The 23,596-nt window shown below is 39.5% G+C and carries 20 protein-coding genes and 4 tRNA genes; 7 read left to right on the top strand and 17 right to left on the bottom strand.

Annotated features, from left to right (window positions below):
* The first annotated feature begins 160 nt into the window (after positions 1-160).
* On the top strand, positions 161-805 hold the full coding sequence (locus C9J12_RS07770) for a murein L,D-transpeptidase catalytic domain family protein (RefSeq protein ID WP_193944650.1): 645 nt from the start codon (positions 161-163) through the stop codon (positions 803-805).
* A 632-nt stretch (positions 806-1,437) separates the two neighbouring features.
* Here C9J12_RS07770 and ald read toward each other — a convergent pair.
* From ald to C9J12_RS07720, 9 genes are all read right to left on the bottom strand, one after another.
* The gene (gene ald / locus C9J12_RS07765; protein ID WP_006232307.1) at positions 1,438-2,553 is read right to left on the bottom strand and encodes an alanine dehydrogenase; all 1,116 of its coding nucleotides are present in this window, start codon (positions 2,551-2,553) and stop codon (positions 1,438-1,440) included.
* A gap of 702 nt (positions 2,554-3,255) precedes the next feature.
* A complete protein-coding gene (locus C9J12_RS07760; RefSeq protein ID WP_107242177.1) occupies positions 3,256-3,522 on the bottom strand; it encodes a hypothetical protein in 267 nt (88 codons plus the stop codon).
* 88 nt (positions 3,523-3,610) lie between these two features.
* On the bottom strand, positions 3,611-4,306 hold the full coding sequence (locus C9J12_RS07755; protein ID WP_107242176.1) for an HAD family hydrolase: 696 nt from the start codon (positions 4,304-4,306) through the stop codon (positions 3,611-3,613).
* A gap of 135 nt (positions 4,307-4,441) precedes the next feature.
* Positions 4,442-5,674 carry an organoarsenical effux MFS transporter ArsJ gene (arsJ, locus tag C9J12_RS07750; protein WP_107242345.1) on the bottom strand — a complete coding sequence of 411 codons (1,233 nt, stop codon included), beginning with the start codon at positions 5,672-5,674 and terminating at the stop codon, positions 4,442-4,444.
* Positions 5,675-5,780: 106 nt separating this feature from the next.
* A complete protein-coding gene (locus tag C9J12_RS07745) occupies positions 5,781-6,782 on the bottom strand; it encodes an ArsJ-associated glyceraldehyde-3-phosphate dehydrogenase (RefSeq protein ID WP_107242175.1) in 1,002 nt (333 codons plus the stop codon).
* A 207-nt stretch (positions 6,783-6,989) separates the two neighbouring features.
* Complete coding sequence (locus C9J12_RS07740) at positions 6,990-7,502, bottom strand: phosphatase domain-containing putative toxin (RefSeq protein WP_107242174.1); 513 nt, start codon at positions 7,500-7,502, stop codon at positions 6,990-6,992.
* A 66-nt stretch (positions 7,503-7,568) separates the two neighbouring features.
* On the bottom strand, positions 7,569-8,330 hold the full coding sequence (locus tag C9J12_RS07735) for a metalloregulator ArsR/SmtB family transcription factor (protein ID WP_107242173.1): 762 nt from the start codon (positions 8,328-8,330) through the stop codon (positions 7,569-7,571).
* Positions 8,331-8,489: 159 nt separating this feature from the next.
* The gene (locus C9J12_RS07730) at positions 8,490-9,599 is read right to left on the bottom strand and encodes a GPI inositol-deacylase (RefSeq protein ID WP_227876299.1); all 1,110 of its coding nucleotides are present in this window, start codon (positions 9,597-9,599) and stop codon (positions 8,490-8,492) included.
* Between the two features lie 337 nt (positions 9,600-9,936).
* Positions 9,937-11,574 (bottom strand): GMC family oxidoreductase, encoded by a 1,638-nt coding sequence (locus tag C9J12_RS07720; protein ID WP_107242170.1) that lies wholly within the window; start codon positions 11,572-11,574, stop codon positions 9,937-9,939.
* Between the two features lie 304 nt (positions 11,575-11,878).
* Between C9J12_RS07720 and C9J12_RS07715 the strand changes: the two genes are divergently transcribed.
* Complete coding sequence (locus C9J12_RS07715; protein WP_107242169.1) at positions 11,879-13,870, top strand: SDR family oxidoreductase; 1,992 nt, start codon at positions 11,879-11,881, stop codon at positions 13,868-13,870.
* Positions 13,871-13,939: 69 nt separating this feature from the next.
* A complete protein-coding gene (locus C9J12_RS07710) occupies positions 13,940-14,206 on the top strand; it encodes an acyl-CoA-binding protein (protein WP_011218901.1) in 267 nt (88 codons plus the stop codon).
* A 196-nt stretch (positions 14,207-14,402) separates the two neighbouring features.
* Here C9J12_RS07710 and C9J12_RS07705 read toward each other — a convergent pair whose 3' ends face one another.
* Together C9J12_RS07705 and C9J12_RS07700 are read right to left on the bottom strand one after the other, a co-directional pair.
* Positions 14,403-16,082, bottom strand: a complete 1,680-nt coding sequence (locus C9J12_RS07705; RefSeq protein WP_107242168.1) for a wax ester/triacylglycerol synthase family O-acyltransferase — start codon at positions 16,080-16,082, stop codon at positions 14,403-14,405.
* 11 nt (positions 16,083-16,093) lie between these two features.
* Positions 16,094-16,450, bottom strand: coding sequence for a phasin-related domain-containing protein (locus C9J12_RS07700; RefSeq protein ID WP_107242167.1), 357 nt, complete (start codon positions 16,448-16,450; stop codon positions 16,094-16,096).
* 411 nt (positions 16,451-16,861) lie between these two features.
* Between C9J12_RS07700 and C9J12_RS07695 the strand changes: the two genes are divergently transcribed.
* From C9J12_RS07695 to C9J12_RS07690, 3 genes are all read left to right on the top strand, one after another.
* Complete coding sequence (locus C9J12_RS07695) at positions 16,862-19,132, top strand: acetyl-CoA hydrolase/transferase C-terminal domain-containing protein (protein WP_107242166.1); 2,271 nt, start codon at positions 16,862-16,864, stop codon at positions 19,130-19,132.
* 41 nt (positions 19,133-19,173) lie between these two features.
* The gene (locus C9J12_RS30635) at positions 19,174-19,317 is read left to right on the top strand and encodes a hypothetical protein (RefSeq protein ID WP_006232327.1); all 144 of its coding nucleotides are present in this window, start codon (positions 19,174-19,176) and stop codon (positions 19,315-19,317) included.
* 312 nt (positions 19,318-19,629) lie between these two features.
* Positions 19,630-20,151 (top strand): GNAT family N-acetyltransferase, encoded by a 522-nt coding sequence (locus tag C9J12_RS07690; protein ID WP_107242165.1) that lies wholly within the window; start codon positions 19,630-19,632, stop codon positions 20,149-20,151.
* Between the two features lie 167 nt (positions 20,152-20,318).
* Here C9J12_RS07690 and C9J12_RS07685 read toward each other — a convergent pair.
* From C9J12_RS07685 to add, 4 genes are all read right to left on the bottom strand, one after another.
* A tRNA-Cys gene (locus C9J12_RS07685) sits at positions 20,319-20,392 on the bottom strand.
* A gap of 58 nt (positions 20,393-20,450) precedes the next feature.
* A tRNA-Leu gene (locus C9J12_RS07680) sits at positions 20,451-20,537 on the bottom strand.
* Positions 20,538-20,895: 358 nt separating this feature from the next.
* Complete coding sequence (locus tag C9J12_RS07675) at positions 20,896-21,063, bottom strand: 4Fe-4S binding protein (RefSeq protein ID WP_107242164.1); 168 nt, start codon at positions 21,061-21,063, stop codon at positions 20,896-20,898.
* Positions 21,064-21,085: 22 nt separating this feature from the next.
* Entirely contained in the window at positions 21,086-22,087 is a 1,002-nt protein-coding gene (add, locus tag C9J12_RS07670) for an adenosine deaminase (RefSeq protein WP_107242163.1), read from the bottom strand.
* A 249-nt stretch (positions 22,088-22,336) separates the two neighbouring features.
* Here add and C9J12_RS07665 point away from each other — a divergent pair, with 249 nt between their 5' ends.
* Positions 22,337-22,990, top strand: a complete 654-nt coding sequence (locus C9J12_RS07665; RefSeq protein WP_107242162.1) for a Crp/Fnr family transcriptional regulator — start codon at positions 22,337-22,339, stop codon at positions 22,988-22,990.
* 183 nt (positions 22,991-23,173) lie between these two features.
* Here the strand turns inward: C9J12_RS07665 and C9J12_RS07660 are convergent.
* Together C9J12_RS07660 and C9J12_RS07655 are read right to left on the bottom strand one after the other, a co-directional pair.
* A tRNA-Asp gene (locus C9J12_RS07660) sits at positions 23,174-23,258 on the bottom strand.
* Positions 23,259-23,300: 42 nt separating this feature from the next.
* Positions 23,301-23,387: transfer RNA gene (locus tag C9J12_RS07655), tRNA-Leu, on the bottom strand.
* Between the last annotated feature and the right edge of the window lie 209 nt (positions 23,388-23,596).

The following is a 23,596-nucleotide window of genomic DNA, read 5'->3' as shown; positions in this document are numbered from 1 at the left end:
GTTATTAAATTAATTATTACGCCATCGTCTCAAACAACGCTTACGTGGTGAAAATATTATATACATTCCTTTACGCTTTAAGCACTAAACTTTATTATTTTTTATGTTAAAGTCTGCATCCCGTTAACACAAAGAATAAAAAGAGTGTTCAGTAAGTAAAATGAAAAAAGCAATTTGCCTATGCATTTTGATTTTCTTTTATTTGCCTATTCAGGCATCTGCAAGTAATGTCAAAAGTAGTTCATATTCTAATAATAATGCTGATATTGTAGTAAAGTACGTTTACAAGAAGACAAAGCTTGAAGGCGTTATTGATTATGCAATTTTCAAACAAGGATTTAACGCATACACCAATACTAAGGGAAAAAAGAAGTCGCTACTTACGATCATTGATTACAGTAAGCCTTCAACTGAAAAAAGATTCTTTGTTATTGATTTAAAAAACCATACATTACTGTACAGCACGTATGTTTCTCATGGTGTAAACAGCGGTGGTAAAATGGCGAAAAATTTCTCTAATACTGTTAATTCGAGAAAAAGCTCGTTAGGTACATATCTGACGTCAACGACCTATAACGGTGGCAATGGTTACTCGCTAAAGTTAGATGGACTTACTGCTGGCATCAATGATAATGCACGTCGTCGCTACATTGTGATTCATGGTGCTGACTATGCGACAGAGACTTTTATAAAGCGAAACGGTTACTTAGGTCGCAGTTGGGGTTGCCCGGCTTTACCTAAAAAATTATCGAAGAAAATCATTGATACCATCAAAAATGGTAGTGTTATCTTTGCACATGCTTAATACTTTTTAAATTATGGTCGATGTCATTTGATTTCGACCATAATGCATTAAAAAAACAAATAGTGATTGATTTCAAACATACAACTTTCATTCATTACAATGTGAATAAACCTAATAACAATAACCACTTATATATTAAACCGCCCTCTCTCCTTCCTAATTATTATAGTTTCAACAATCAAAGCTAAATAATTTACACTTAAGATAACTACACATCTTAATCTCTTTGATTTAATAGTAATATTTCTCGTAAAGAAAGGTGATTAAGTTCTATACCCAAGTCACCATAACAAATCCATTATTATTGCGTATGTCGAGATAAAGACAATAAACAACGTGCTAAACATAGTAATGAATTTTAATTTATAAAGATAATTCAAACGCTTGAAGGTAAGAGAGTTGCATTCAAGAATAGTAAATAACAACAAATGTAATGAACAATAACGATCATAGAATAATGATTAACGATTGTATTAACCGGATAGGTTCACAAAGAAGCAGTATAACGATATAAAACCATTCGTTTATTTGTTAGACCCAAGTTATCTCAAGATGCTTGGATATATAACCTAATGAAGCTAAAAAAAATCCCTACCGAAGTAGGGATTTCATAATGTTTGAAGTAACTTTATTTAAGCAATCGCTTTATCTGCAGCAACAAACTCTAGGTCTAATGCAGATGCAACACTCTCACAAGTGATTTGACCACGGTAAACGTTTAGACCGTTTAGTAGGTGCTTATCATCTTGAAGCGCCGCTTTGTAGCCCTTATCAGCTAGCTTAAGAATGTAAGGTAGCGTTGCGTTGTTGAGTGCGAATGTTGATGTACGCGCAACAGCACCCGGCATGTTAGCAACACAGTAGTGAACAACATCATCAACGATATATGTTGGATCGCTATGCGTTGTTGCGTGAGATGTCTCAACACAACCACCTTGGTCGATTGCAACGTCTACAATCGCAGAGCCCGGCTTCATTTTCTTAATCATTTCAGCTGTAACCAGTTTCGGAGCAGCAGCACCTACTACTAATACACCACCGATAACAAGGTCTGCCGCTAGTACATGCTTTTCAATCGCTTCTTTCGTTGAATAAACACACTGAACCGTACCACCAAATTGCGCGTCTAAATCACGTAATACATCGATATTACGGTCAAGAACAACAACGTTAGCACGTAGGCCTACAGCCATTTGTGCAGCGTTTGCACCAACAACACCACCACCGATGATAACAACTTTTGCAGGCTCAACACCTGGTACACCAGCTAGAAGCATACCGCTACCGCCTTTAGATTTCTCTAGAGCGAAAGCACCGGCTTGAATAGACATACGACCTGCCACTTCTGACATTGGTGCTAGTAAGGGTAAGCGTCCTTTGTCGTCTGTTACTGTTTCATACGCAATACATACTGCTTTGCTGTTTACCAAATCTGTAGTTTGCTCTGGATCCGGTGCCAAGTGAAGGTATGTGAATAGAATTTGACCTTCACGCAGCATAGCGCGTTCAACTGCTTGAGGCTCTTTTACTTTGACAATCATTTCTGCTTCAGCAAATACCGCTTCAGCAGTTGGTAAAATTTGTGCACCAGCGTCGATGTAATCTTGGTCACTGAAACCAATACCTGAGCCAGCCAGAGTTTGCACGTATACAGTATGACCATGAGAAACAGCTTCGTTTACTGAAGCTGGAACCATACCTACACGGTACTCATGAACTTTAATTTCCTTAGGTACACCAATAATCATCTTAATTTTCCTTGCTGACTTGTTTAGGAGTTATATACACAATAATGAATTCCTCGTGGAATGTGTCACCGTTTTTTAACCAATATTCAACAAATGACTCTGGTATTTTATTCCAAATCAGTATAATCAACCGATCTTGAGCTTCGTCACACTATATAAGTTCAATATAAATAGCCAAAGCAGACCAGTTAACTAACTTTATCACCTAAAGTAGCGGTTAAAACCATAACTAAAACAAAAAGCAGGTGTAAACACTAACAAAACACCTCGCATATAAGTGATATCAAGGTGTTAAAGGCATATTTAAAGGATTAGCTATAGAACAAAGCACTATTTATATGAATTACCGCTCATTAAAAACTAAAGCAAGCCACAGATCAAAATCGCACAAGAAAGCACACTTAATTAACAATAACGCAACCAAATAAAGTGTTAGAGGCAGACTTAAGATAATAAGATCACAAAAACGGAGGCTGCAGCTTTTATACCCGTGACAAATATCACAGTTAAAGTCAGTGCATTTAGCATTAGAGGCGTTATATCATTTTAGGTGAGTAAATATTCTGACGTTCTTGTAAGGAGAGCAAAACTTAGCTTTAAGTGCAGCAAGGTAGGGGGGATATAGCATAAAAAAAACCGCAAAAAGCGGCTTTCTTTCAAAACGACTATCGATTGATATCAACGCTTAGCTTTTTATTAACCTTAGTCTTCAAATTCCCAAGGCATATCAGGTAATGACGTTAAGTTTTCACTGTAACGCTTAAGATCAAATGTACCTTCATTTTTGGCCACATCAAAAACTTCGATAGATAATGCACAAGCAATCATTTGAACGGCTTCTTCACGCGGCGTGCCTGACATTACTAGGCGCATCAATGTTTCTTTCACCTTAACTGGATTTCCATCAGTTAATTGATTTTCAACGATTTCCACTAGCATATCGCCAGTCATGATTTCTTCGTTCTGCATCTTTATTGCCTGTATAATAAATTCTTGAGTATTTTACTCTATTTATATACTACCTGCAGAGCTTTACGTCCACTGAACTAACAGTGAACTAGTACTCAGTGTATTTAATTGAACGTGTCACTAAATTCAATACCGTTTGATGTGCTTGATGCATTGAATCAAAAGAATAATCCAATGCAAGCTGCTCATGTATTGAGGTGTCTATAGAAGAGTCGATAACATCAATATCGCTCACTAGTACTGTTTTTAACCCAGCAGATAATGATGATTTTATACCCGTAACACTGTCTTCAATCGCTAAGACTTCATGAGGATTAAAACCCAATGTGGCACACGCTAGCTGGTATATATCGGGGGCAGGTTTGTTAGAGGCAACATCTTCGCCACAAAAAACGTGATCAAATAATTCAAGCCAACCATGACGTTGTAAAATACCTTCAACATAGATACGTGGCGCACCAGTAACGACCGCTAAAGGCACTTTTCCCGAGAGCTCATGCAGTAATGTACTCACACCCAACTTAGCCGGAATATTATCAAGCATTAGCGCTTTTTCTGTTATTGCTTCCATTTGTTGCAACATGTGTTCTATAGGCATACTAATGGAAAAGCGAGTAAAAAGATCTATCGCTACTTTATCCCATGTTACACCAGCATACTGCTCTAGAAATGCCCCCATTGAAAAGTCGATATCTAATGTCTTTAAAAAACCAGACCAATTTTCTGCATGGAACACTTCAGAATCGACAAGAGTGCCATCAAAATCAAAACAAATAGCCCGCATTTTACTTCCCCAACAAACTGAAGCGGCTATAGTAGAAGTTAGTTATTCTGAAAGCAAAAAATTCACCAACACATCGTTATTAATGTGTTGATGAATACTTATACCCAAGTTGCCTCAAGATGCCATCGTGCGATGTTATAAAGCGGTTTCTACCTTAGGGTGTGCAGGTAAACGAATAGAAATCACCGTTGTTATGGCTAAGAAAACAAAAGAGACCCATAAGCAAGCAGCAAGCCCGTACTCTTGATACATCCAACCCGATAAAATGGTACCAATTAAACGCCCCATCGCATTTGCCATGTAATAAAAGCCAACGTCCAGCGATACCCCGTCATCTTTGGCATAACTAACAATCAAGTATGAATGCAGTGAAGAATTAACCGCAAATACTGCACCAAAAATTAATAGGCCAACGATAATAGTCAGCTCTGGCTGCCAATTAAACTGTACACCAAGCGCTATGATTGCGGTAATAACAGCAAGCAAAGCAGCCCAGCCCAGCGCAGCTCGTCCATCTGGTACAATACCTTTCGCTTTACCCGTTAACCGAGGAGCAAAACCTTGAACCACACCATAAGCAATAACCCAAGTAGCAAGAAAGCCACCAACCATTACATGGTCCCAGCCAAATACTTGTCCTAGGTAAATAGGCAATGCGACAACAAACCACACATCGCGAGCGCCAAACAAAAACATACGAGCAGCAGAAAGGATATTGATACTCTCACTTTTTGAAAATATCTGACTAAATTTTATCTTGTTCTTGGCTTTCCCCATGTCTTTCTCAAGCCAAAGCAAACTCATGCAAAATACAATCGCCAGCACAGCAGCCATTACCAACACAGAACCTTGAAAACCTAATGCCGCCAACAATAAACCACCGAGAAAAAATCCGGCTCCTTTAAGCGCATTTTTTGAGCCCGTTAGAATTGCAATCCACTTATACAATGCACCTTGCTGATCGCTAGAAACTAAAGTTTTAATGGCACTTTTAGCGCTCATTTTATTTAAGTCTTTGGCTATACCCGACATCGCTTGTGCCAGCATCACCCAAGCAACAGTAAGATAAGCCGTCGGAATGGCAAGCATGACCAAGGCAATAACCTGCATAGCAAGTCCAATATTCATCGTGCGGTTTAACCCGACTTTCGCACCAAGCCAACCACCAATAAGGTTGGTCACTACACCAAAAAATTCATAGAACAAAAATAGTGATGCAATTTCGAGCGGTGAATAGCCTAGCTGATGAAAATGCAGTACCACCAGCATGCGTAACGCACCATCGGTGATAGTAAAATTCCAATAGTTAAACGTCACCAGCATGTACTGCTTTACATCTTTCGACAGATTTGAAAACGCTGCAATCATTTCGATATCTCTATCTAATGCTCCATATTTATCACTGATGAATAAATACGGAGTCATTTTCTTTGTAAGCGATCATCAACACAATCAATGACGATGCTAAATATGACTAGGCTGAGCCAACTTGACGAATAAGCTCTGAAGTACGCGTCGCGTAACCCATTTCATTGTCGTACCAAGCGTAAATCTTCACCATGCGATCATTAACAACCATGGTAGATAATGCATCAACAATTGTTGAACGTTGATCACCTTTGTAATCAATAGAGACAAGTGGACGATCTTCAAAGCCCAGTACGCCAACCATTTCAGTTTCTGATGCTTCTTTTAGCAGTGCGTTAATTTCTTCAGCCGTTGTATCTCGGCTAACATCAAAAATAATATCAGTTAGCGATGCGTTAGCTAAAGGTACACGAACGGCATGACCATTAATTTTATCTTTTAATTCAGGGAAAATTTCAACAATAGCAGTCGCTGAACCCGTAGTGGTTGGAATCAAACTTGAGCCACATGAACGTGCACGACGAAGATCTTTATGCGGCGCATCAAGAATGGTTTGGGTGTTGGTTAAATTATGAATTGTCGTAAAAGAGGCTTGATCGATACCGATCTTCTCATGAATCACCTTAACAATCGGTGCAATACAGTTGGTAGTACATGATGCTGCTGTAACGATACGGTGCTTTTCTGGATCAAATAAATGATCATTCACACCCACCACTACATTGAGTACACCTTCTTCTTTTACGGGTGCAGATACAACAACACGTTTTACCCCCTGAACGAGGTACTTTTGCAGCAATGATGTTTCACGATGAACACCCGTAGCTTCAAGAACAACATCACAGCCCGACCAATCGACAGCATCAATATCACGCTCTTGGGTACATGTGATGCTTGCATCGCCAATCAACAGCTGATCAGCTTCGACAGTAACGGCATGATTCCAACGACCTTGAATCGAATCGAACTCAAGTAAATGCCCCAGTGTTTTTGCATCACCAGCCACATCATTTATCTGAACAAATTCTAATTCTTCCCAATCAAAGGCTGCGCGAAGTGCTAAACGTCCGATACGACCAAAACCATTAATACCGACTTTAATTGTCATGTTCTTACCCTTATTCATTCAATGTTAATGTAAATTAGCAGTATATTCGATTACCCATATATACGACATTTCATATATTAGTAAAACTCAGCGTGATTGACCAGCTATTTATGAAAAAAGCCCCTTAGTGCATTGTAGTTCTTGCACTAAGGGGCTTAATTTTTAATCATCTAAGAGCTGAAAAATGCCCTAACTATTAGAAATAGTTTATTTAGCAAACTGTTGAATATAATCAATATGTGGTTGACGTGTAAATGCACCCGGACGAAGTGCCTGAATTTGTGCAATCGTAGATTCTAATTCAACACCACGATCTAACATCAAACGTGCGGCGATCAATCCTGTTCGACCAGACCCCCCCATGCAATGAATAGCTAATGACTCGCCATTATCTAATATTGCTTGTGCAGCGGTATTGGCAGCTTCCCAATTTGTATCAAATGCTTCGCCTGGGGCACAATCATCTTCAATAGGAAGGTGAAACCACTTAAGCCCTAGCGTCTTACATTCTTGTGTTAACAGTTCAAGTCCGCCATCAGGTAAGTCACTTTCTTGCAATGCCGTTAAAACAGCGGTTGCCCCTGCCTCTTTTAATTGTACTAATGAATCATGCAAATTTGCTTCTTTCTTTCCAGGGCAAGGCGTTAGCAGAAGTTGTGCGCCTTGGCTGCCCGAAGTTGCATCTAGAGAAAGAGCCCAAAATGGATGTGTCTTTGACATTGTGTGTACCTATAATTTTATTGTTTTGAAATGACTAAGACCTTGAGAGATCAGTGTCCATAAAACTTATTTTTTCTGACTAAATCCTGGCTTTTTTCTGTCTTTAATCTGGCTGAGCTTTAATTTTTCATTATTGATTAGCCCAGGATTACCATTGCGTACCGTTGTTAATATGTGGTGGATCCAAACCGGTAAATTCTCAGGTAAACGATAGAAAACCCATAAACCTTCACGTTGATCTTTCAAAATCCCTGCATCACGCAATAGAGCAAGATGACGAGAAACTTTTGGCTGACTAACAGACAAGGCTTTCGTTAAATCGCCCACAGAAAGGGCAAACTCATCTTCAATCAACATCAAGATACGAAGACGAAGCGGATCACTCATGATCTTAAAAAGTTCAACAGGACCAACAGCATCACTTTGATCTTCACCATTTAACATCAAAAATAATGCGATTTTTACTTTAAGCCCTTCATAGGTATCAACGAAACCCTGATCCCCCTCTAGTGGTTTAGGATCTTTAAAATCCCAATGGATCAACGCATCAGATTCAGGGAATAATCCACACTCGTTACTCGCCTTATCACATAGTGTTATAACCACATCAAAATGCTGATCATGTAATGACTCAGCTGAAACACTTTGAAGATTGTCACTATTCACACCATTTTGAGTTAAAACAGTATAAACGCGCTCATCAACAGTTTCGGGGCTCATACCCGCACTCATCACTTCATAACTATCATCAGCCATGTGTCGCATTAATGCCTCAGCCAGTTGAGAACGTGCCGAATTGCCAGTGCAGAGAAAAAGTATTTTTTTCATATGAGTCTTGATTTTCGATATTTGAAATCATTATATACGACTAAGCATATATATCAAAAGTCAGATGTAGCGATTATTGATATAAAAATGCCACCTTGTGCATAGACAAAGGTGGCAAAAGATTAACTTATACATGAGCGTTCAAATGCTCGTCGTTTTTCAACAATCAGAACGTAACGGGTCTTCACTTAGGTCAAAGGGGTGAATCGTATTATCTAGGATCCATTCTTTGATTTTCGACATGATAAGGGGATGAGAAAGCAAATCGAGATGGTTTATTCCCTCGCCTATCCACTTATGCTTAGGTGGGAAATCTAACCCAATATGTCCTGTTTCCGCATCACCTAATGCACTTGATACAGGTACAAGCCCATCGCCTAACATTTGGCTTTTCTCATCGTAAAAATTATTCCCAAGGCAGCTCGCTATCGCATAACATGCGACCCCTTCTGGCAACGTAGGTCTCTTTTTAAGTACCTTTCTTGTTTCTTCATCTTGCTGCCAATCACTATGGCAAATAAAGCCATGGCTTAGGTCTCTTGTCCCGCTACTGCGGATTTCCGTTACTTTACTTAACACCTTTAAATACGGTGCATCTGCAATTCTTTCATCAACCCAGCTTGCCAGCTTAGCCAATGGGGCACCATTATGTGGTGTGCCTAATGTAATAAACGTGGTTAATTTATCTAACCAATCCACATTAAGCTGCTTGCCATAATAACAAGCACTGCGAGTAACCAACCCGCCCATACTATGACCTACTATCACTAACTCAGTGACCGCACATGGCCAAGCGGCTAATAACGCCTCAAGCTTTAAGGCAAACTCTTCGCCGTTAGCTGAAATATGCATGCCAGTGTTATAACGAAGGTAGATGGGGGTATAACCAAATGTTGCCATGAAACGACCATGATCATGCTCTTTACGTAACCATTGCACATCATTCATGCACCAACCGTGTACGCAAAGTATAATTCTGTCTGTCGCTTCTGGCAGTTGAAGAGATAACAAAGCCGGATCGTCACTTAGTGTTTGCAGCTGATCTCGAAATTGCATTTTTTGAGCAAAACGGCTGTCTCGCTGTTCAAGAGAATCACCTACCATGCCATTTAAGGTAGCTATCACTGCATCACTCTGGACGGGTGGTAGACCCTGCTCGATAAATTCTGTGACTTTATCTTTAGCGACTCCGGTGTTCTCAACCATTTTAGAAGAAATTTCATCGATCAATGCTTGGAATTTCTGACTCAGGTTGTTCCTTGAAATCATATTCACACCCCGATTTGTGGTTCTAAATGCTTTCATATAGCGATACATCTTTCTTAATATGTTAGCAGCCTATTAGCAATAGACTTATTATTCAATATCAATACAATCATACATTGTATTGACAATACATATTTACATAACATTTTAGTAAATTTAACTGAAATGAAAAAAGCAGGGAGGGAAATAATATAACACTTGAATTGAAATGAAAAAAATATAACATTAAAAATCAGACGTAAGATTATAATAAATAAAATTAGAATAATCACCCTAACTTTCACTTTAAGCATAAAAAGGCTGAAATAATTCAGCCTTTTTATGCTTACAAATAATACCATTAAGCTTTTGTTGTTTTTTTTTCCTTTATTTCGGCATTAACATTATTATAATCAGCCAAAATCATATCAGCTGCTTTTTCAGCAATCATAATGGTCGGCGCATTGGTATTACCACCAATTAACGTAGGCATGATTGATGCGTCTACAACACGTAGACCGTTAAGACCAATAACCTTTAGCGCTGGGTCAACAACCGCTTGATCATCGACACCCATTTTACACGTGCCAACTGGATGGTAAATCGACTCCGCTTTTCGGCGAATGAATGCTTCTAACTCTTCGTCTGTTTGAACCTCTTTCCCTGGAAATACTTCAACGCCTCGGTAATGATCAAAAGCTGGTTGCTTCAAAATTTCACGAGACATTTTTATGCCTTTTATCATGATTTTGATGTCTTCTTCGTTCTCTAAATAACGCGCATTAATCAAAGGAGGAACAGCGGGATCTGCACTTCTTAATGTCAGTTCTCCTCGGCTTTTAGGGCGAAGATTACACGCATGTAATGAATAACCATGCCTAACTGTTTGCAATAGATTAAGACCATGATTATCAAGAAAACACGGTGAAAAGTGAAATTGGACATCAGGTACAGCAAGGGAGGGATCACTCTTTACGAAGCCACCAGCCTCCGCAATGTTTGTGGTGAAGTTACCCTTTCGAAATAATAAAAAGTCAAAAATACCTTTAATCGAACGCATTAGGGCAACAGGCGAAAAACCAACCGAGTGAAATGTACGTTCGCGGGTTACTGCCAGTACATCAAGGTGATCTTGTAAATTCTTACCAACGCCATCAAGCTGACAAACTTGCTCTATACCATGCTGTTTTAAAACATCTTTACCACCAACACCAGAGACTAACAAGAGCTGAGGGCTGTTGATCGCTCCCCCACTAAGAATCACTTCTTTCATTGCGATTATCGTATGTTTTCGACCATCTTTAAGGTAATCAATACCTACTGCTGTTTTACCATCAAAGTTAATTTTTGTCGTCAGTGCATCGGTAATAACGGTAAGGTTTTCTCTTTGTTCGACTGGCCGTAAATACCCAACTGCAGAGCTACAACGCTGACCATTTTTTTGCGTTACCTGATAATAGCCGACACCTTCTTGATCTTCACCGTTAAAGTCATCCGTTAGCTTATGCCCAGCTTGCTGCGAAGCGTTAAGAAACGCTTTTGATAATGGATTTTTTGTCCGTAAATCAGCGACATTTAACGGACCACCCGCACCATGATAAGTACAAGCACCACGCTCTTGGTGTTGTGCCTTTTTAAAGTAAGGAAGCACATCACTATAACCCCAGCCGTCATTACCTAATGTTACCCATTCATCGTAATCACACGCATGCCCACGGATGTAACACATCGCATTAGAAGCACTACTACCTCCTAGTGTCTTACCACGAGGCCAAAATAACTTTCGTCCGCCAAGGTGTGATTCTTGCTCGGTATAATAACGCCAATTCATTTTTTTTGAATGCATCATTCCAATCAAACCCAATGGAACATGCACCATTATACTTGAATCTTTTGGCCCTGCTTCTACCAAACAAACTTTTATCTTTTTATCGGCTGACAACCTATTAGCAAGTACACACCCTGCAGATCCTGCACCTACAATTATAAAGTCATACATAACACCCTCTCACATTCATTGTAATGATAATTGCCAGCCAAATTTATTAAAAGTTAATATTGTTATTATAACTAAATGTTGATTTTAATATAAAATCACTCTTTTCTACTATTATGAATCATAGTGTAACTTCCAAAAAAACTTATTAAATTTTTCATTTGAGATGAAATAAGGCCGTTAATTTAAATAAAAAGGTGATCTGTTTAATAGTTTCAAAGATTTAGTGACGACAAGAGCTCTGACCAGTGTATTTTGTATTTCTAAAAGGAATGTTATTAGATCAGTTGTATATTAAGGAGAGAACATGGCATATTTTTTGACTGGCGGAACAGGTTTTCTTGGCCGAAACCTCATCACCAGACTTCTAAAACGAGAAGGCACGATTTACGTCCTTTGTCATAATGAACAATCACAAGATATACTCGAAGCTTACATAGAAGAAAAGTCTATTCCGGCGGGTCGTATCTTACCTATCACAGGGGATTTAACGCAGGCTGGTTTAGGTTTAGCCAAAGAAGATATTAAAAAATTATCTGGCTCTATTACGCATTTTTTCCACCTTGCGGCTATTTATGATTTAAATGCCACAGCCGAAATACAAGAAGCTGTTAACATCGAAGGGACACAAAATGCTGTCGATGCGGCTGAAAATTTACAAGCAGGTTGCTTCCACCACATCAGCTCAATTGCAGCAGCTGGCTTGTACGAAGGTCACTTCCGCGAAGATATGTTCGATGAAGCAGAAAATCTAGATCACCCATACTTCTCAACCAAACACTTATCAGAGAAAGTGGTTCGCGAAAAATGTAAAGTCCCCTTTCGTGTGTACCGTCCTGGTATGGTTGTGGGCGATTCAAAAACGGGGATTGCAGATCGTGCCGATGGGCCGTACTACTTCTTCAAAATGCTACAACGCATTCGTAATGTATTGCCTGCATGGGTACCCACTATTGGTTTAGAAGGCGGACGTCTTAATATCGTACCCGTTGATTACGTTGTTGATGCACTAGACTATATTGCGCATAAAGATGGCTTAGATAATCGTTGTTTTCACCTAACTGATCCTAAACCTTACCGCTCAGGTGAAGTGCTTAATATTTTTGCTGAAGCGGGCCATGCGCCTCGTATGGCATTACGTTTAGATGCACGCTTATTTGGCTTTATTCCCAATCAAATGAAGAACGCTATTTTATCGTTACCAACGATTAAACAAATTAGCGACGTAACGATGAAAGATCTTGGTATTCCTTCATCAGCATTACAATTCTTCACCTACCCTACAGAGTTTGATTGCCGTGAAACGCAAAAAGCTCTAAAAGGTTCTGGCATTGAGTGCCCTCGCTTACCAAGCTATGCCCCTGCCATTTGGGATTATTGGGAACGTCACCTTGATCCAGAGATCTCGGGTGATCGCAGCCTTAAAGGTCGCGTAGAAAATAAGATCATTTTGATCACTGGTGCAAGCTCAGGGATTGGGCAAGCAACAGCGTTCAAACTTGCCGAGAATGGCGCACAGATGATTTTAGTTGCTCGTGATGAAGAGAAACTGGCTAACACTAAAAAAGAAGTAGAAGATCTTGGTGGTATCGCGCATACATACCAGTGCGATTTATCCAATATAGAACAAGTAGATACGCTTGTTGAGAATATATTGGCTGAACATGGCCGTGTTGATATCTTAATTAACAACGCTGGTCGCTCGATTCGTCGCTCTGTTGCAAACTCCGTTGATCGTTTCCATGACTATGAGCGCACAATGCAGCTTAACTACTTTGGCTCATTGAAACTAACCTTAGGCTTACTACCAAGTATGGAAGCACAAGGTGGTGGCCATATCATTAATATTTCATCCATTGGCGTACTGACTAATGCCCCTCGTTTCTCTGCTTATGTCGCTTCAAAAGCAGCGATGGATGCATTTACGCGTTGTGCAGCCTCTGAATATTCAGACATGAACATTAACTTCACAACGATCAACATGCCTTTAGTGGCAACACCAATGATCGCACCAACGAAGATCTACAAATCGGTACCAACGTTATCACCAAGCCAAGCTGCTGATTTGTTAGCAACGGCAATCATTGATAAGCCAAAGCGTATTGCGACTAACTTAGGTATTTTCGGTTCCGTGATTCATGCCCTTTTCCCTAAACTTGCTGAAATAATCATGAACAGTAGCTTCCGCATGTTCCCTGATTCGAAAGAAAGTGAGCAAGGTAAAGAAGATAAAACAGAAAAAGCATCATCAGCAGAGCTAATGGCATTCTCTGCACTACTACGTGGTATCCACTTGTAGTTTAAAAAACCACCTTCATCGGTGGCTAGGTATTAACAACTTTATAATTTTAATTAAGGATAGAAAATCATGGCAGATTTAAAAGCAAGCTTTGAACAAGCACAGTTAGACGTTAAGAAACTGACTCAGCGCCCAACAAACGATGAATTGCTTACAATGTATTCTTTGTTCAAGCAAGCCACTGATGGTGACGTACACGGCAAGCGTCCTGGTATGTTTGACTTTAAAGGGGCGGCAAAATACGAAGCATGGGAAAAGCAAAAAGGAATGGATGCTGAAACTGCGATGCAGAAGTATGTTGACCAAGTAGAAAAAATGGCAGCAACTTACGCATAATCTATGCATAGCTAAGATACTATAAGACCGCACTTGATGCGGTCTTTTTTTATGCACAGCATTTATCCGTCATCAGGGTAGTACACAATAACAAGTAACAAAGACAAAAGTGAAATATTGCTCTAATAAAAAACCGCAACCTATATGTATAGATTGCGGCAATAAGGGGAAGGAACGTCTTTCTTATTATGCTGCGTTATGATGAAGCTGATGTACTTTTTGGAATGATATCGATAGCAACTGATTCATTCATTAGCTCTTCATTTATCGGCTTAACCGCAGGATCAATCTCGATTGTTTTAGAAAGCATGGCAGTTAACTGTGATAATTGCTTTTCCAGTTTCTCTACTCGCTGCTGTTTCTCTATATACAAACGTTCAAATTCAGCATCATCTGGCGTAAGAGCTTCTCGTGCTGCAAGTACCGCCATTTCAACCGCCACAGTCTCGCTATCATGGCTTTCCATCTGCTCAGATACTGCTGACACTGCTGTATCCATGATATCTTGCTCTAACTCACTTAAAGCTTCTTCCATATACCCTGCAATTACCTCAAATCCTGGTAAAGACTGGCTACATGCAACCAATGAGTAGTACATCTTCCCGGCATTACTAAAGAATGTAATATTCAACGTTTGCCCAGGCATAAGCAACGATACTGGGTACTGCTCTTTCACTTCTGCACCCATGAAATACAAGGTATCTTTCACACCCGGTACATTAGAGATAAGTATGTTACTTGCAGGTGGAATAAACCCATTTAAGCCAAATTTACCGCTAATTAAAGACGCACCATTAACAAGTAAAGAGTAATTAACATAAGCATCAGGTGAAATATTTAAGGCTTCATTTTTTAAATCAACTGTTGCCTGCTGAATCGCTTCTAATCGCTCTAATGACGTTAAGTGCGCTCGACCCAGCTCAACATGCCCGATAGACATCTTATTGCCTTTACTTGCAACCTCCCCTTTACTACGAAGGTTAATTGGCATCATGGCAACTAACGGTTTTCTTAAAGGTAACGAGCGATCATTTAAGTAACGATTCAGAGCAATATCACTTACAGTAAAGAGTACATCATTCATTGATGCACCAGTAATACGGCTAAGTTGATTCAATTTACCCATAGAAAAATGGCCTAAACTCACCGCTCGGCTACGCTTAGGGCTCAAATTGAAAGGCGTTTTGGGTGCGGTAAACGGCACCTTCAAATCACAGTCAGCCAGTTTTACTGCTTTCAATGCAAGCTTGCTACCCAATCGGAACATAGATGGAATAAGCGATATTTGCTTTGATGCCTGCGAGGCTGTTTTTATTACCATGTCGGTAAGGTGTGTTTCTGCACGGCGTTCTGATGCCGTTTTACGTAAATCACATTGCCAAATAGGCTTAGTAAATGATTCTTCAGGGTTTGTAGCACAACTGCGGGTAAATAAACTGCTGGCACGAACACCATCCGCCATTGAATGGTGGACTTTAAATACAATCGCCACACGATTATTTTCAAGACCACCAATCACCCATACTTCCCACATTGGTCGACTTCGATCCAATACTTGACCATGTAAACGACCAACAACTTGTTGTAACTGTTGGTCATTTCCTGGCGATGGAAGCATAGTGATACGTAAATGATCTTCTAAATTCACTTTCGGAAGTGTTTGCCAGCTTGGTTTGCCCGTAAACGACCACTGAAGCTTCCAATTAAAAGGTGCTGTCACGTCAGTTTGCTGTAAAAATTCACCATAGAGATCTTGCGCATACGTAGCCGCATGCTCTTTAGGCGGTTCTAATATAACCAAACCAGTTACATGCATTGGTGTTTTGTCAGATTCAAAAATAATGAAACTTAAGTCGAGAAGAGACAAACTAGGCATAGATGTTCCTCTTATTTTTGCAAAAGCTTATCAACAGCTGCCGTTAACGTATCAATACGCTCTTCAAGGCCTGATAATTTAGTGCGGTCGATACCGCTTGTACGGCGAATAACATAATTTACCTGCTTTTCGACGTTACCTAAAACGACTTTTTTGGTGGAATCAATACGTTGCTTGCTCTCGGTTTCAACATATTCACCTTTATCAACTAAAGCGCGGAACTGGCTACTTAACAAACCTTGAGTTTGCTGTTTTTGTTCCATACCTTTGCTATAAGCACCTAGACCCGCTAAATAAACAGTGCGAGCAGTCTCTTCACCAACAGAAGTAACAGATTTAACACTTCCGATTATATTTTTGAGCATCATAATTAATTCCCTTATTTATTATTAGCCTGCTTCTTATTACGAAAAACAAATAAAAGAAACAATGGCATCTATCATTAAAATAAGGTTAGCAATTAAAATTAGATCATTCTTTCTAATTTTATAATTAGAACACCACTGAGTTCACAAAAACAAAACAACAATAATTTTATTTAAAATCAAAAGCTTAAGCCAAACAATAGCCCTTCTCTTTTATTTTAGAATCCTCAACCTAATTCTCTTGACTTATTTCATCCAACTATCTGTGATTGGGTTCAACTTATTGAAATAAAATTCAATTTTCAATAGACAACTAGAGTCATAACTCTATCCTTTAAAAGTATAAAGATAATAATAAAACAACTTAGCAAACACTCGCCACCAATAGTAAATATAGTGAAAAAGGAATTTGTCATGTCTGTACTTGAATTTATAGATACACCTATTTACCCTTCTGCTCTTTCTCCTAGTCATTCCGATGACCAAGCATTGAATACAGAAAGCGAAACAAAATCGGCTGCGCAAACATTGGCGACACCAGATGAACTTGTTGATCAAATAATTGCGCAAGTTGGAAAGAAAATCGTTATCGGCGTACCTCTTGCTATCGGAAAACCCATTGCTTTTATCAATGCGCTTTATCAACGAGCGAAAGCCGATCCTTCTATTTCACTTCGTATAGAGACGGGTATTACGCTCGAAAAACCTATTGGTAAAAGTACGTTAGAGAAAAATTTTTTAGGGCCATTCGTCGAACGCGAATTTGCGAATGTACCCGATATTGATTATATCTGTGGTCTTCGTAAAGGCGATATACCTAGCAATATCTGCGTGAATGAATTTTTCTTCAAAGCGGGCAGCTTTTTAAATAGCACACAGCAATTAAATTACACCAGCACAAACTATACACATGCCGTTCGAGATCTATTGGATAAAGGGGTGAATGTTGTCGCACAAATTGTTGCCAAACGTGTCATTGATGGCGTAACAACGTACAGCTTGTGCAGTAACTCTGATTTAGCGTTAGATTTCATTCCTGAAATGGATCGATTGAAAGCAGAAGGCGTTCCTATGGCCATTGTTGGTGAGGTTAACAACAATATGCCATTCATGCGTAACCATGCAGAAGTAGCAGACTCAGAATTCGATTTCATTCTTGATGGCAACCTGAACGAAAAACATGAAGATTACGCACTATTTGCAGCACCAAATGCCAGTATTTCCCAAGAAGATCATATGATTGGGCTATATTCGAGTGCGCTGATTAAAGATGGCGGTACATTACAAGTTGGTATTGGTTCACTCAGTAGCGCATTAACGTACAGTACTATGCTACGTCATCAGAATAACCCTGTTTACCAACAAATACTTCACGATCTACAAGTTGCAGAGAAATTCCCTCTTAGTTGTGTTATTGGTGAAACGGGCACATTTGAAGAAGGCTTGTACGGCTGTAGTGAGCTGATGGTTGATGGCTTCATGCACTTATTTAAAGCCGGCATTCTCAAGCGTGAAGTATTCGAAGATTTAACAATACAAACCCTACTGAATGAAAAGAAAATCACGCCGAAAGTTACTATTTCAACACTACTCACTTTGCTTGAGCATAACGCAATATCTTCAGTATTAAACAGTGATGATGTGGATTATTTAAAACGTATTGGCGTATTTAAGTCATCGGTTCATTACCACAATGGGTTGCTTAATATTACTGATAGCAGCTATTTAGGTAATTTGAAAAATGAAGAAGCCTTACAATGGATAACCAAACATTGCTTGAATTCAGCATTATGCGGCGGCGTAGTCATGCACGGTGCATTCTTCATCGGGCCTAAAGATTTTTACGAAGCACTTAATACAATGACAGATGCCGAGCATGATCAATTCTGTATGACGAGTGTGAACTATGTGAATGAGCTTTATGACCATTTCCTTGGTAGCCAGCAGCTCAAGCAAGCACAACGTAAACATGCACGTTTCATTAACTCAGCCATGATGGTGACGTTAAATGGGTCTGTTATTTCAGATGCCTTAGAAAATGGACAGGTCGTTAGTGGTGTAGGCGGTCAATATAACTTTGTCGCACAAGCCCATCAATTACCCGGTGCACGTTCTATTCTAAAATTACGCAGCTGTTGTGTACGTGGCGGTAAACTTCAATCAAATATTTTATTCAATTACGGACACACGACAATACCTCGTCATCTTCGCGATACGGTTATTACTGAATATGGCATTGCAGATCTTCGCAGTAAGTCAGATCACGTTGTATATACAGAACTGATTAAAATCGCAGATTCACGCTTCCAGCAAGAATTACTAGAAAAAGCCAAATCAGCAGGAAAAGTAGCAAAAGATTACCAAATTCCTGCTGAATTCTGTAATAACACCCCAGAAGCGATTGCACAGGTATATAACAAATATACAGCACAAGATTTCTTTGGCCCTTTCCCCTTCGGTTGTAGCTTTACTGAAGAAGAGCTCAAATTAGGTAAAGCATTAAAGTCACTAAAAAACAAAACAGCAACAAGAAAAGGCAAAGCACAGTGTTTATGGCAAGCACTATCCGCTCCAAAGCCAACAGCCGCTATTGAACCACTATTAAAACGTATTGGTATGAATGAGCCAAATAACTTACAAGACCGTATAACAAAGCGCCTATTAACAGCAGAATTAAGTAAATAATTAAAATATCTGTGAGCAATCATTGAGCGAGGTATGAGTGGATGGCAACAAAAAGTAAAGAAATGGCATTATGCCCCTATGCTGCAGTATGGGGATGCCCTAAATGTCCAGTTAAGCGGATATGTCCGGGTAAAACAACGATTGGTGATCAGCCAATTAAGCCCAAAGACAAACCGAAAGATTAATTAATTTGAAATAAAACGGGTCACTATTCCTAGCTAGTGACCCGTTTTTCTTTCTTATAAAAACAGCACAAGTAGCTAAGCCACGAAGCAATACCCCTTCCATTCACAAAATCACTGCCGAATCCAAGAATCTACACCACGACTCATCTCTGCTAAATTGTTATAAACCGTTTCAAATTCAGCTGAAATTTCCATTTCAAACATGCAGTTCTTCTGCATAAATATTTCACATTCGAATTCTGATACTATAAATAATATACAGGCACAGTAATGTCATATTACATTCACTAAATAGGTAGTAAACAGCATTTTATGATAGAACTAAGAATGGCGACACGAGATGACATTAGCCAAATTTCACTTTTACATGCCGTGAATTGGCAAGATATATATCGCGGTATACTGTCTGATAAATATCTAGATAACGACATATTTGAAGATCGTCAAGCAGTGTGGCTGCAACGATTTGACACACCAGAGAGTCATCAACTTATTTTAGTTGCGTGCGAAAATAATACCCTTTGTGGTTTTATCTGTATTTATATAGATAACCACCATCAATGGGGAACATTAATTGAAAACCTGCACATCAGCGAACACTATAAAGGGCAAGGAATGGGTAAAACGTTACTCACCGCTGCATCCCAAATAGCTTACCAACACGCACCGACTAATGGGCTTTACCTTGAAGTCTTGACGGGTAATGTTGCAGCCCAGCAATTTTATCAGAAGCTAGGGGCATTCAATGAGAAAACTCAGACATGGCAAGCACCCGATGGTAGCCATGTTCAAGAGTTTGTTTATCGTTGGGAAACCATTAAAGAACTGCTATAAGTTTTCTGGTTTCATTATGTGAAACTGGGAGCAGCAAATACAATACATCGCTGAATCTTGTGGATATTGGTATCTATAACTATCCAAATTCCAGATACAAAAAAACCAGCACTTGGCTGGTTTATTATGATGGTAACTTACCATCGAACACACTGATTAAATCAATATGGAGGCGCGTCCCGGAGTCGAACCGAGGTACACGGATTTGCAATCCGCTGCATAGCCACTCTGCCAACGCGCCATATTTATCGCTAAGTCATAACTTAGCTTTATCGCTTATGGTAACGATAAATAATAGATGGTGCCCCGGGCCGGACTTGAACCGGCACAGCGCGAACGCCGAGGGATTTTAAATCCCTTGTGTCTACCAATTCCACCACCAGGGCACGCAATTCTTTATTGCGATGCTCCTAACCATGTGCTTTATAAAAAGCGGTCAGACACCATCTTTATAACAGTCTGCCACTGTAACATGACTGCTAGTACAAAATTCTTTTTCTCTAGAGCGGTTTACCCTGAGAACGAGACGTACTTTAACTGATTGCAAAAATGAGTCAATAATAAATTTTATGAATTTGATCCAAGTGCTTTAAAAGCGTACGTTGACGATTACTCCTCCAACATATCGCACAATAATGATATATAAAACAGTCTGAATAGCGCAAGTCACAATACTTATCGCATAGGAACTATTACCGGCTTTTATTTGGCTTGATAAATACATCAAGCCAATATTTAAAGTAACTAAGCAGATTTAACAGGGATCACTTGAATTGATGTTAATGAAAAGCTAATCGCCCCCACCGGGCATAACATCCGGCACTTCCCACACCCATTACACTTTTCTTTATCCACTTCAGGGCGTTTTTCTTTTAGCTCAATGGCTTGCTGCGGGCACTCGACAGCACACATATCACAATGCCCATACAACAAGCTACGCTAACTCTACGTACTGCAACAAAGACTGCTTGACCGACTCAGACGCAAAAGAGTGCTTAACACTGATCCTATAGATATTAAAATAATCTTCGCGGCTTAGATTAAACTCCTCCACCACCTTACGTACTTCATCGGTCATTGTGGTATTAGAGACGGTACGGTTGTCAGTATTGATGGTGGTCATCAACCCATCGTTGTAAAAAGTTTTTATTGGATGGCAGCTAAGATCTGCCACCGCTTTAGTATGGGTATTACTGCTAGGGCACGTTTCCAAGGCAATAAGCTCATTTTTTACTAAGTTGTAAGCAAGCTTGTGTTCCTTTATAGCGATGCCGTGCCCAATACGTTGTGCGCCTAAGAGTGAAATAGCATCATACACGTTCTGTCCATTTCCTTGCTCACCAGCATGAATGGTAATCTTATACCCCTTTTCTATCGCATATTGTGCATAAGGAACATACTCATGACAAAATCCATCCAGTTCGCTAGCTGCTAAGTCAAATGCCACAACGCCATGATTCAGGTATTTTACACCAGCATCAATAACATCGTTAATTCTATCTTTAGGTAAGGTTTTTAATATCGACAGAATATAATTACCTTGTATTTCATACTGTGCTTCAGCTTTCTTCATACCTCTAACCGCACTACCAATTATCTGATCAAACGTTAGCCCCTTTTGAACATGAAGTTGAGGACCGAAGCGCACCTCTAAATATTTCACATTCTCCCTAGCAGCATCTTCAAACAACTCAAATGAAATACGTTCGATACTCTCCTCTGTTTGCATTACTGAAATCGGTAGTTCGAATCGCTTAATGTACTCCGTAAGATTTTGACATGTCTCTGGCACCACCATTAACGCTTTAATGTCATGGATATTTTCACTTGGTAGCGATAAATTTTGCTGGTGAGCAAGGTCAATCAGCGTTTCTGGACGGACACTACCATCTAAATGGCAATGCAGATCGATTTTGGGAAGTTGAAAGTAATCCATGCGTCTCTACCTTAAATATATAAAAATTCGAGTTTTAGTTAGAACTGGCAGCCACAGCCAAATAGTTGTCAAAGCTGCCGTATATCTAGCAAAGAAATCACTACGATCGCCAAAATTCATAGCATCACTTGATATTCTTAAAAACTCTTGATTAAGTTGACATATTAGTCGCAGATGAGTTAATACAATCAGGACATTTGTCTGGATTGGGCTGACTGAAGTCTCAGAATGAGTCATAGGTGATAAAAAGTGAAAACACTCAACCAGTTAGCAACTCAAGGTTATGAGTTATTATGCCAACTGATAGAAAAACATAAACTTAAAACAAAGCAGCTACAGCCGGGTGACTACTTACTAAAGCAAGGTCAAGAAATCACAGAGCTTTACTGGGTAGAAATGGGTCAGTACACCGTTGGTTATACTGCAAACAATGGTCGACATTTTAGTTTGGGGCTTTATTTTGCAGATAACTGCTTAATTGGTGAAATTGAGCTACTAACAGATACCCCATGTCAGTTTGATGTATGTGCGAATGAAATCATTACAGCGAAAGTCGTGCCTATCTACCTACTCACTGAAATGATGCAGCAAACTCCTGAATTAGCTATTTGGCTGAGTCAGTCACTATCTATGAAGTATCAGGGCACAATGACAACTACATTGAACCGCATCTTACATCCTCTTATCTACAATATTGCCTGGGATATTGAACAGCGTTACCTTGAAGCTAAGGCTCAGGTTAATTTTACTCAAGTATATAAAGAAGCTGAACGATTTGGCTGCTCTGAGCGAGTATATCGCCGCGTGGTTAACCAGCTGCTAGAGATGGGGCTGGTCGAAAAACTTGATAATCAGTTAGAAGTTAAGAGCATTGATAAGTTATCTGATTTTTTAGGGTCTTAACCCGTATCCAGCTCCGTGAAACAAGATCATAAGCTCGTTATGCTTACGTAATTATTCAATTTGAATTTTACGTCAGAAATGTCGGTTATTGGAAGGTGATAACTAAGAAGAAGCTATTTGAAATACAAGCATAAAACAAATTTGTGATGAAAAAACGGGGCATACCACTACATAGATTGTATTTGGAGCGACACACGAGGCTCCCGATCTTCGAGAAACTAGCCTCAACCTTGACAAGGTTGTACTCTACCAGCTGATCTAGTGTCGCATGCTGAACTCTCTCTTTTCAGAGAATCTCAGACTTAATAGATGGTGCCCCGGGCCGGACTTGAACCGGCACAGCGCGAACGCCGAGGGATTTTAAATCCCTTGTGTCTACCAATTCCACCACCAGGGCACGCAATTCTTTATTGCGATGCTCCTAACCATGTGCTTTATAAAAAGCGGTCAGACACCATCTTTATAACAGTCTGCCACTGTAACATGACTGCTAGTACAAAATTCTTTTTCTCTAGAGCGGTTAACCCTAAGAACGGGACGTACTTAACTGATTAAGATAATGAGTCAACAAGAAGTTTTATTGATTTGATTCAAACGGTTAAAAAA

Source organism: Photobacterium frigidiphilum (assembly GCF_003025615.1).
Lineage (GTDB): Bacteria > Pseudomonadota > Gammaproteobacteria > Enterobacterales > Vibrionaceae > Photobacterium > Photobacterium frigidiphilum.
The sequence above is the reverse complement of the archived record's forward strand: the minus strand, read 5'-3'. Positions and strand labels throughout refer to the sequence as shown.

Bases quoted from the DNA above. Each gene is read 5' to 3' on its own strand.
- ald (WP_006232307.1), bottom strand. From the start codon at position 2,553: ATGATTATTGGTGTACCTAAGGAAATTAAAGTTCATGAGTACCGTGTA.
- C9J12_RS07695 (WP_107242166.1), top strand. From the start codon at position 16,862: ATGTCTGTACTTGAATTTATAGATACACCTATTTACCCTTCTGCTCTT.
- C9J12_RS07755 (WP_107242176.1), bottom strand. From the start codon at position 4,306: ATGCGGGCTATTTGTTTTGATTTTGATGGCACTCTTGTCGATTCTGAA.
- C9J12_RS07675 (WP_107242164.1), bottom strand. From the start codon at position 21,063: ATGTGTGCTGTCGAGTGCCCGCAGCAAGCCATTGAGCTAAAAGAAAAA.
- C9J12_RS07700 (WP_107242167.1), bottom strand. From the start codon at position 16,450: ATGATGCTCAAAAATATAATCGGAAGTGTTAAATCTGTTACTTCTGTT.
- C9J12_RS07760 (WP_107242177.1), bottom strand. From the start codon at position 3,522: ATGCAGAACGAAGAAATCATGACTGGCGATATGCTAGTGGAAATCGTT.
- C9J12_RS30635 (WP_006232327.1), top strand. From the start codon at position 19,174: ATGGCAACAAAAAGTAAAGAAATGGCATTATGCCCCTATGCTGCAGTA.
- C9J12_RS07710 (WP_011218901.1), top strand. From the start codon at position 13,940: ATGGCAGATTTAAAAGCAAGCTTTGAACAAGCACAGTTAGACGTTAAG.
- C9J12_RS07745 (WP_107242175.1), bottom strand. From the start codon at position 6,782: ATGACAATTAAAGTCGGTATTAATGGTTTTGGTCGTATCGGACGTTTA.
- C9J12_RS07715 (WP_107242169.1), top strand. From the start codon at position 11,879: ATGGCATATTTTTTGACTGGCGGAACAGGTTTTCTTGGCCGAAACCTC.
- C9J12_RS07690 (WP_107242165.1), top strand. From the start codon at position 19,630: ATGATAGAACTAAGAATGGCGACACGAGATGACATTAGCCAAATTTCA.
- C9J12_RS07730 (WP_227876299.1), bottom strand. From the start codon at position 9,599: ATGATTTCAAGGAACAACCTGAGTCAGAAATTCCAAGCATTGATCGAT.
- C9J12_RS07720 (WP_107242170.1), bottom strand. From the start codon at position 11,574: ATGTATGACTTTATAATTGTAGGTGCAGGATCTGCAGGGTGTGTACTT.
- C9J12_RS07740 (WP_107242174.1), bottom strand. From the start codon at position 7,502: ATGTCAAAGACACATCCATTTTGGGCTCTTTCTCTAGATGCAACTTCG.
- C9J12_RS07705 (WP_107242168.1), bottom strand. From the start codon at position 16,082: ATGCCTAGTTTGTCTCTTCTCGACTTAAGTTTCATTATTTTTGAATCT.
- arsJ (WP_107242345.1), bottom strand. From the start codon at position 5,674: ATGATTGCAGCGTTTTCAAATCTGTCGAAAGATGTAAAGCAGTACATG.
- C9J12_RS07735 (WP_107242173.1), bottom strand. From the start codon at position 8,330: ATGAAAAAAATACTTTTTCTCTGCACTGGCAATTCGGCACGTTCTCAA.
- add (WP_107242163.1), bottom strand. From the start codon at position 22,087: ATGGATTACTTTCAACTTCCCAAAATCGATCTGCATTGCCATTTAGAT.
- C9J12_RS07770 (WP_193944650.1), top strand. From the start codon at position 161: ATGAAAAAAGCAATTTGCCTATGCATTTTGATTTTCTTTTATTTGCCT.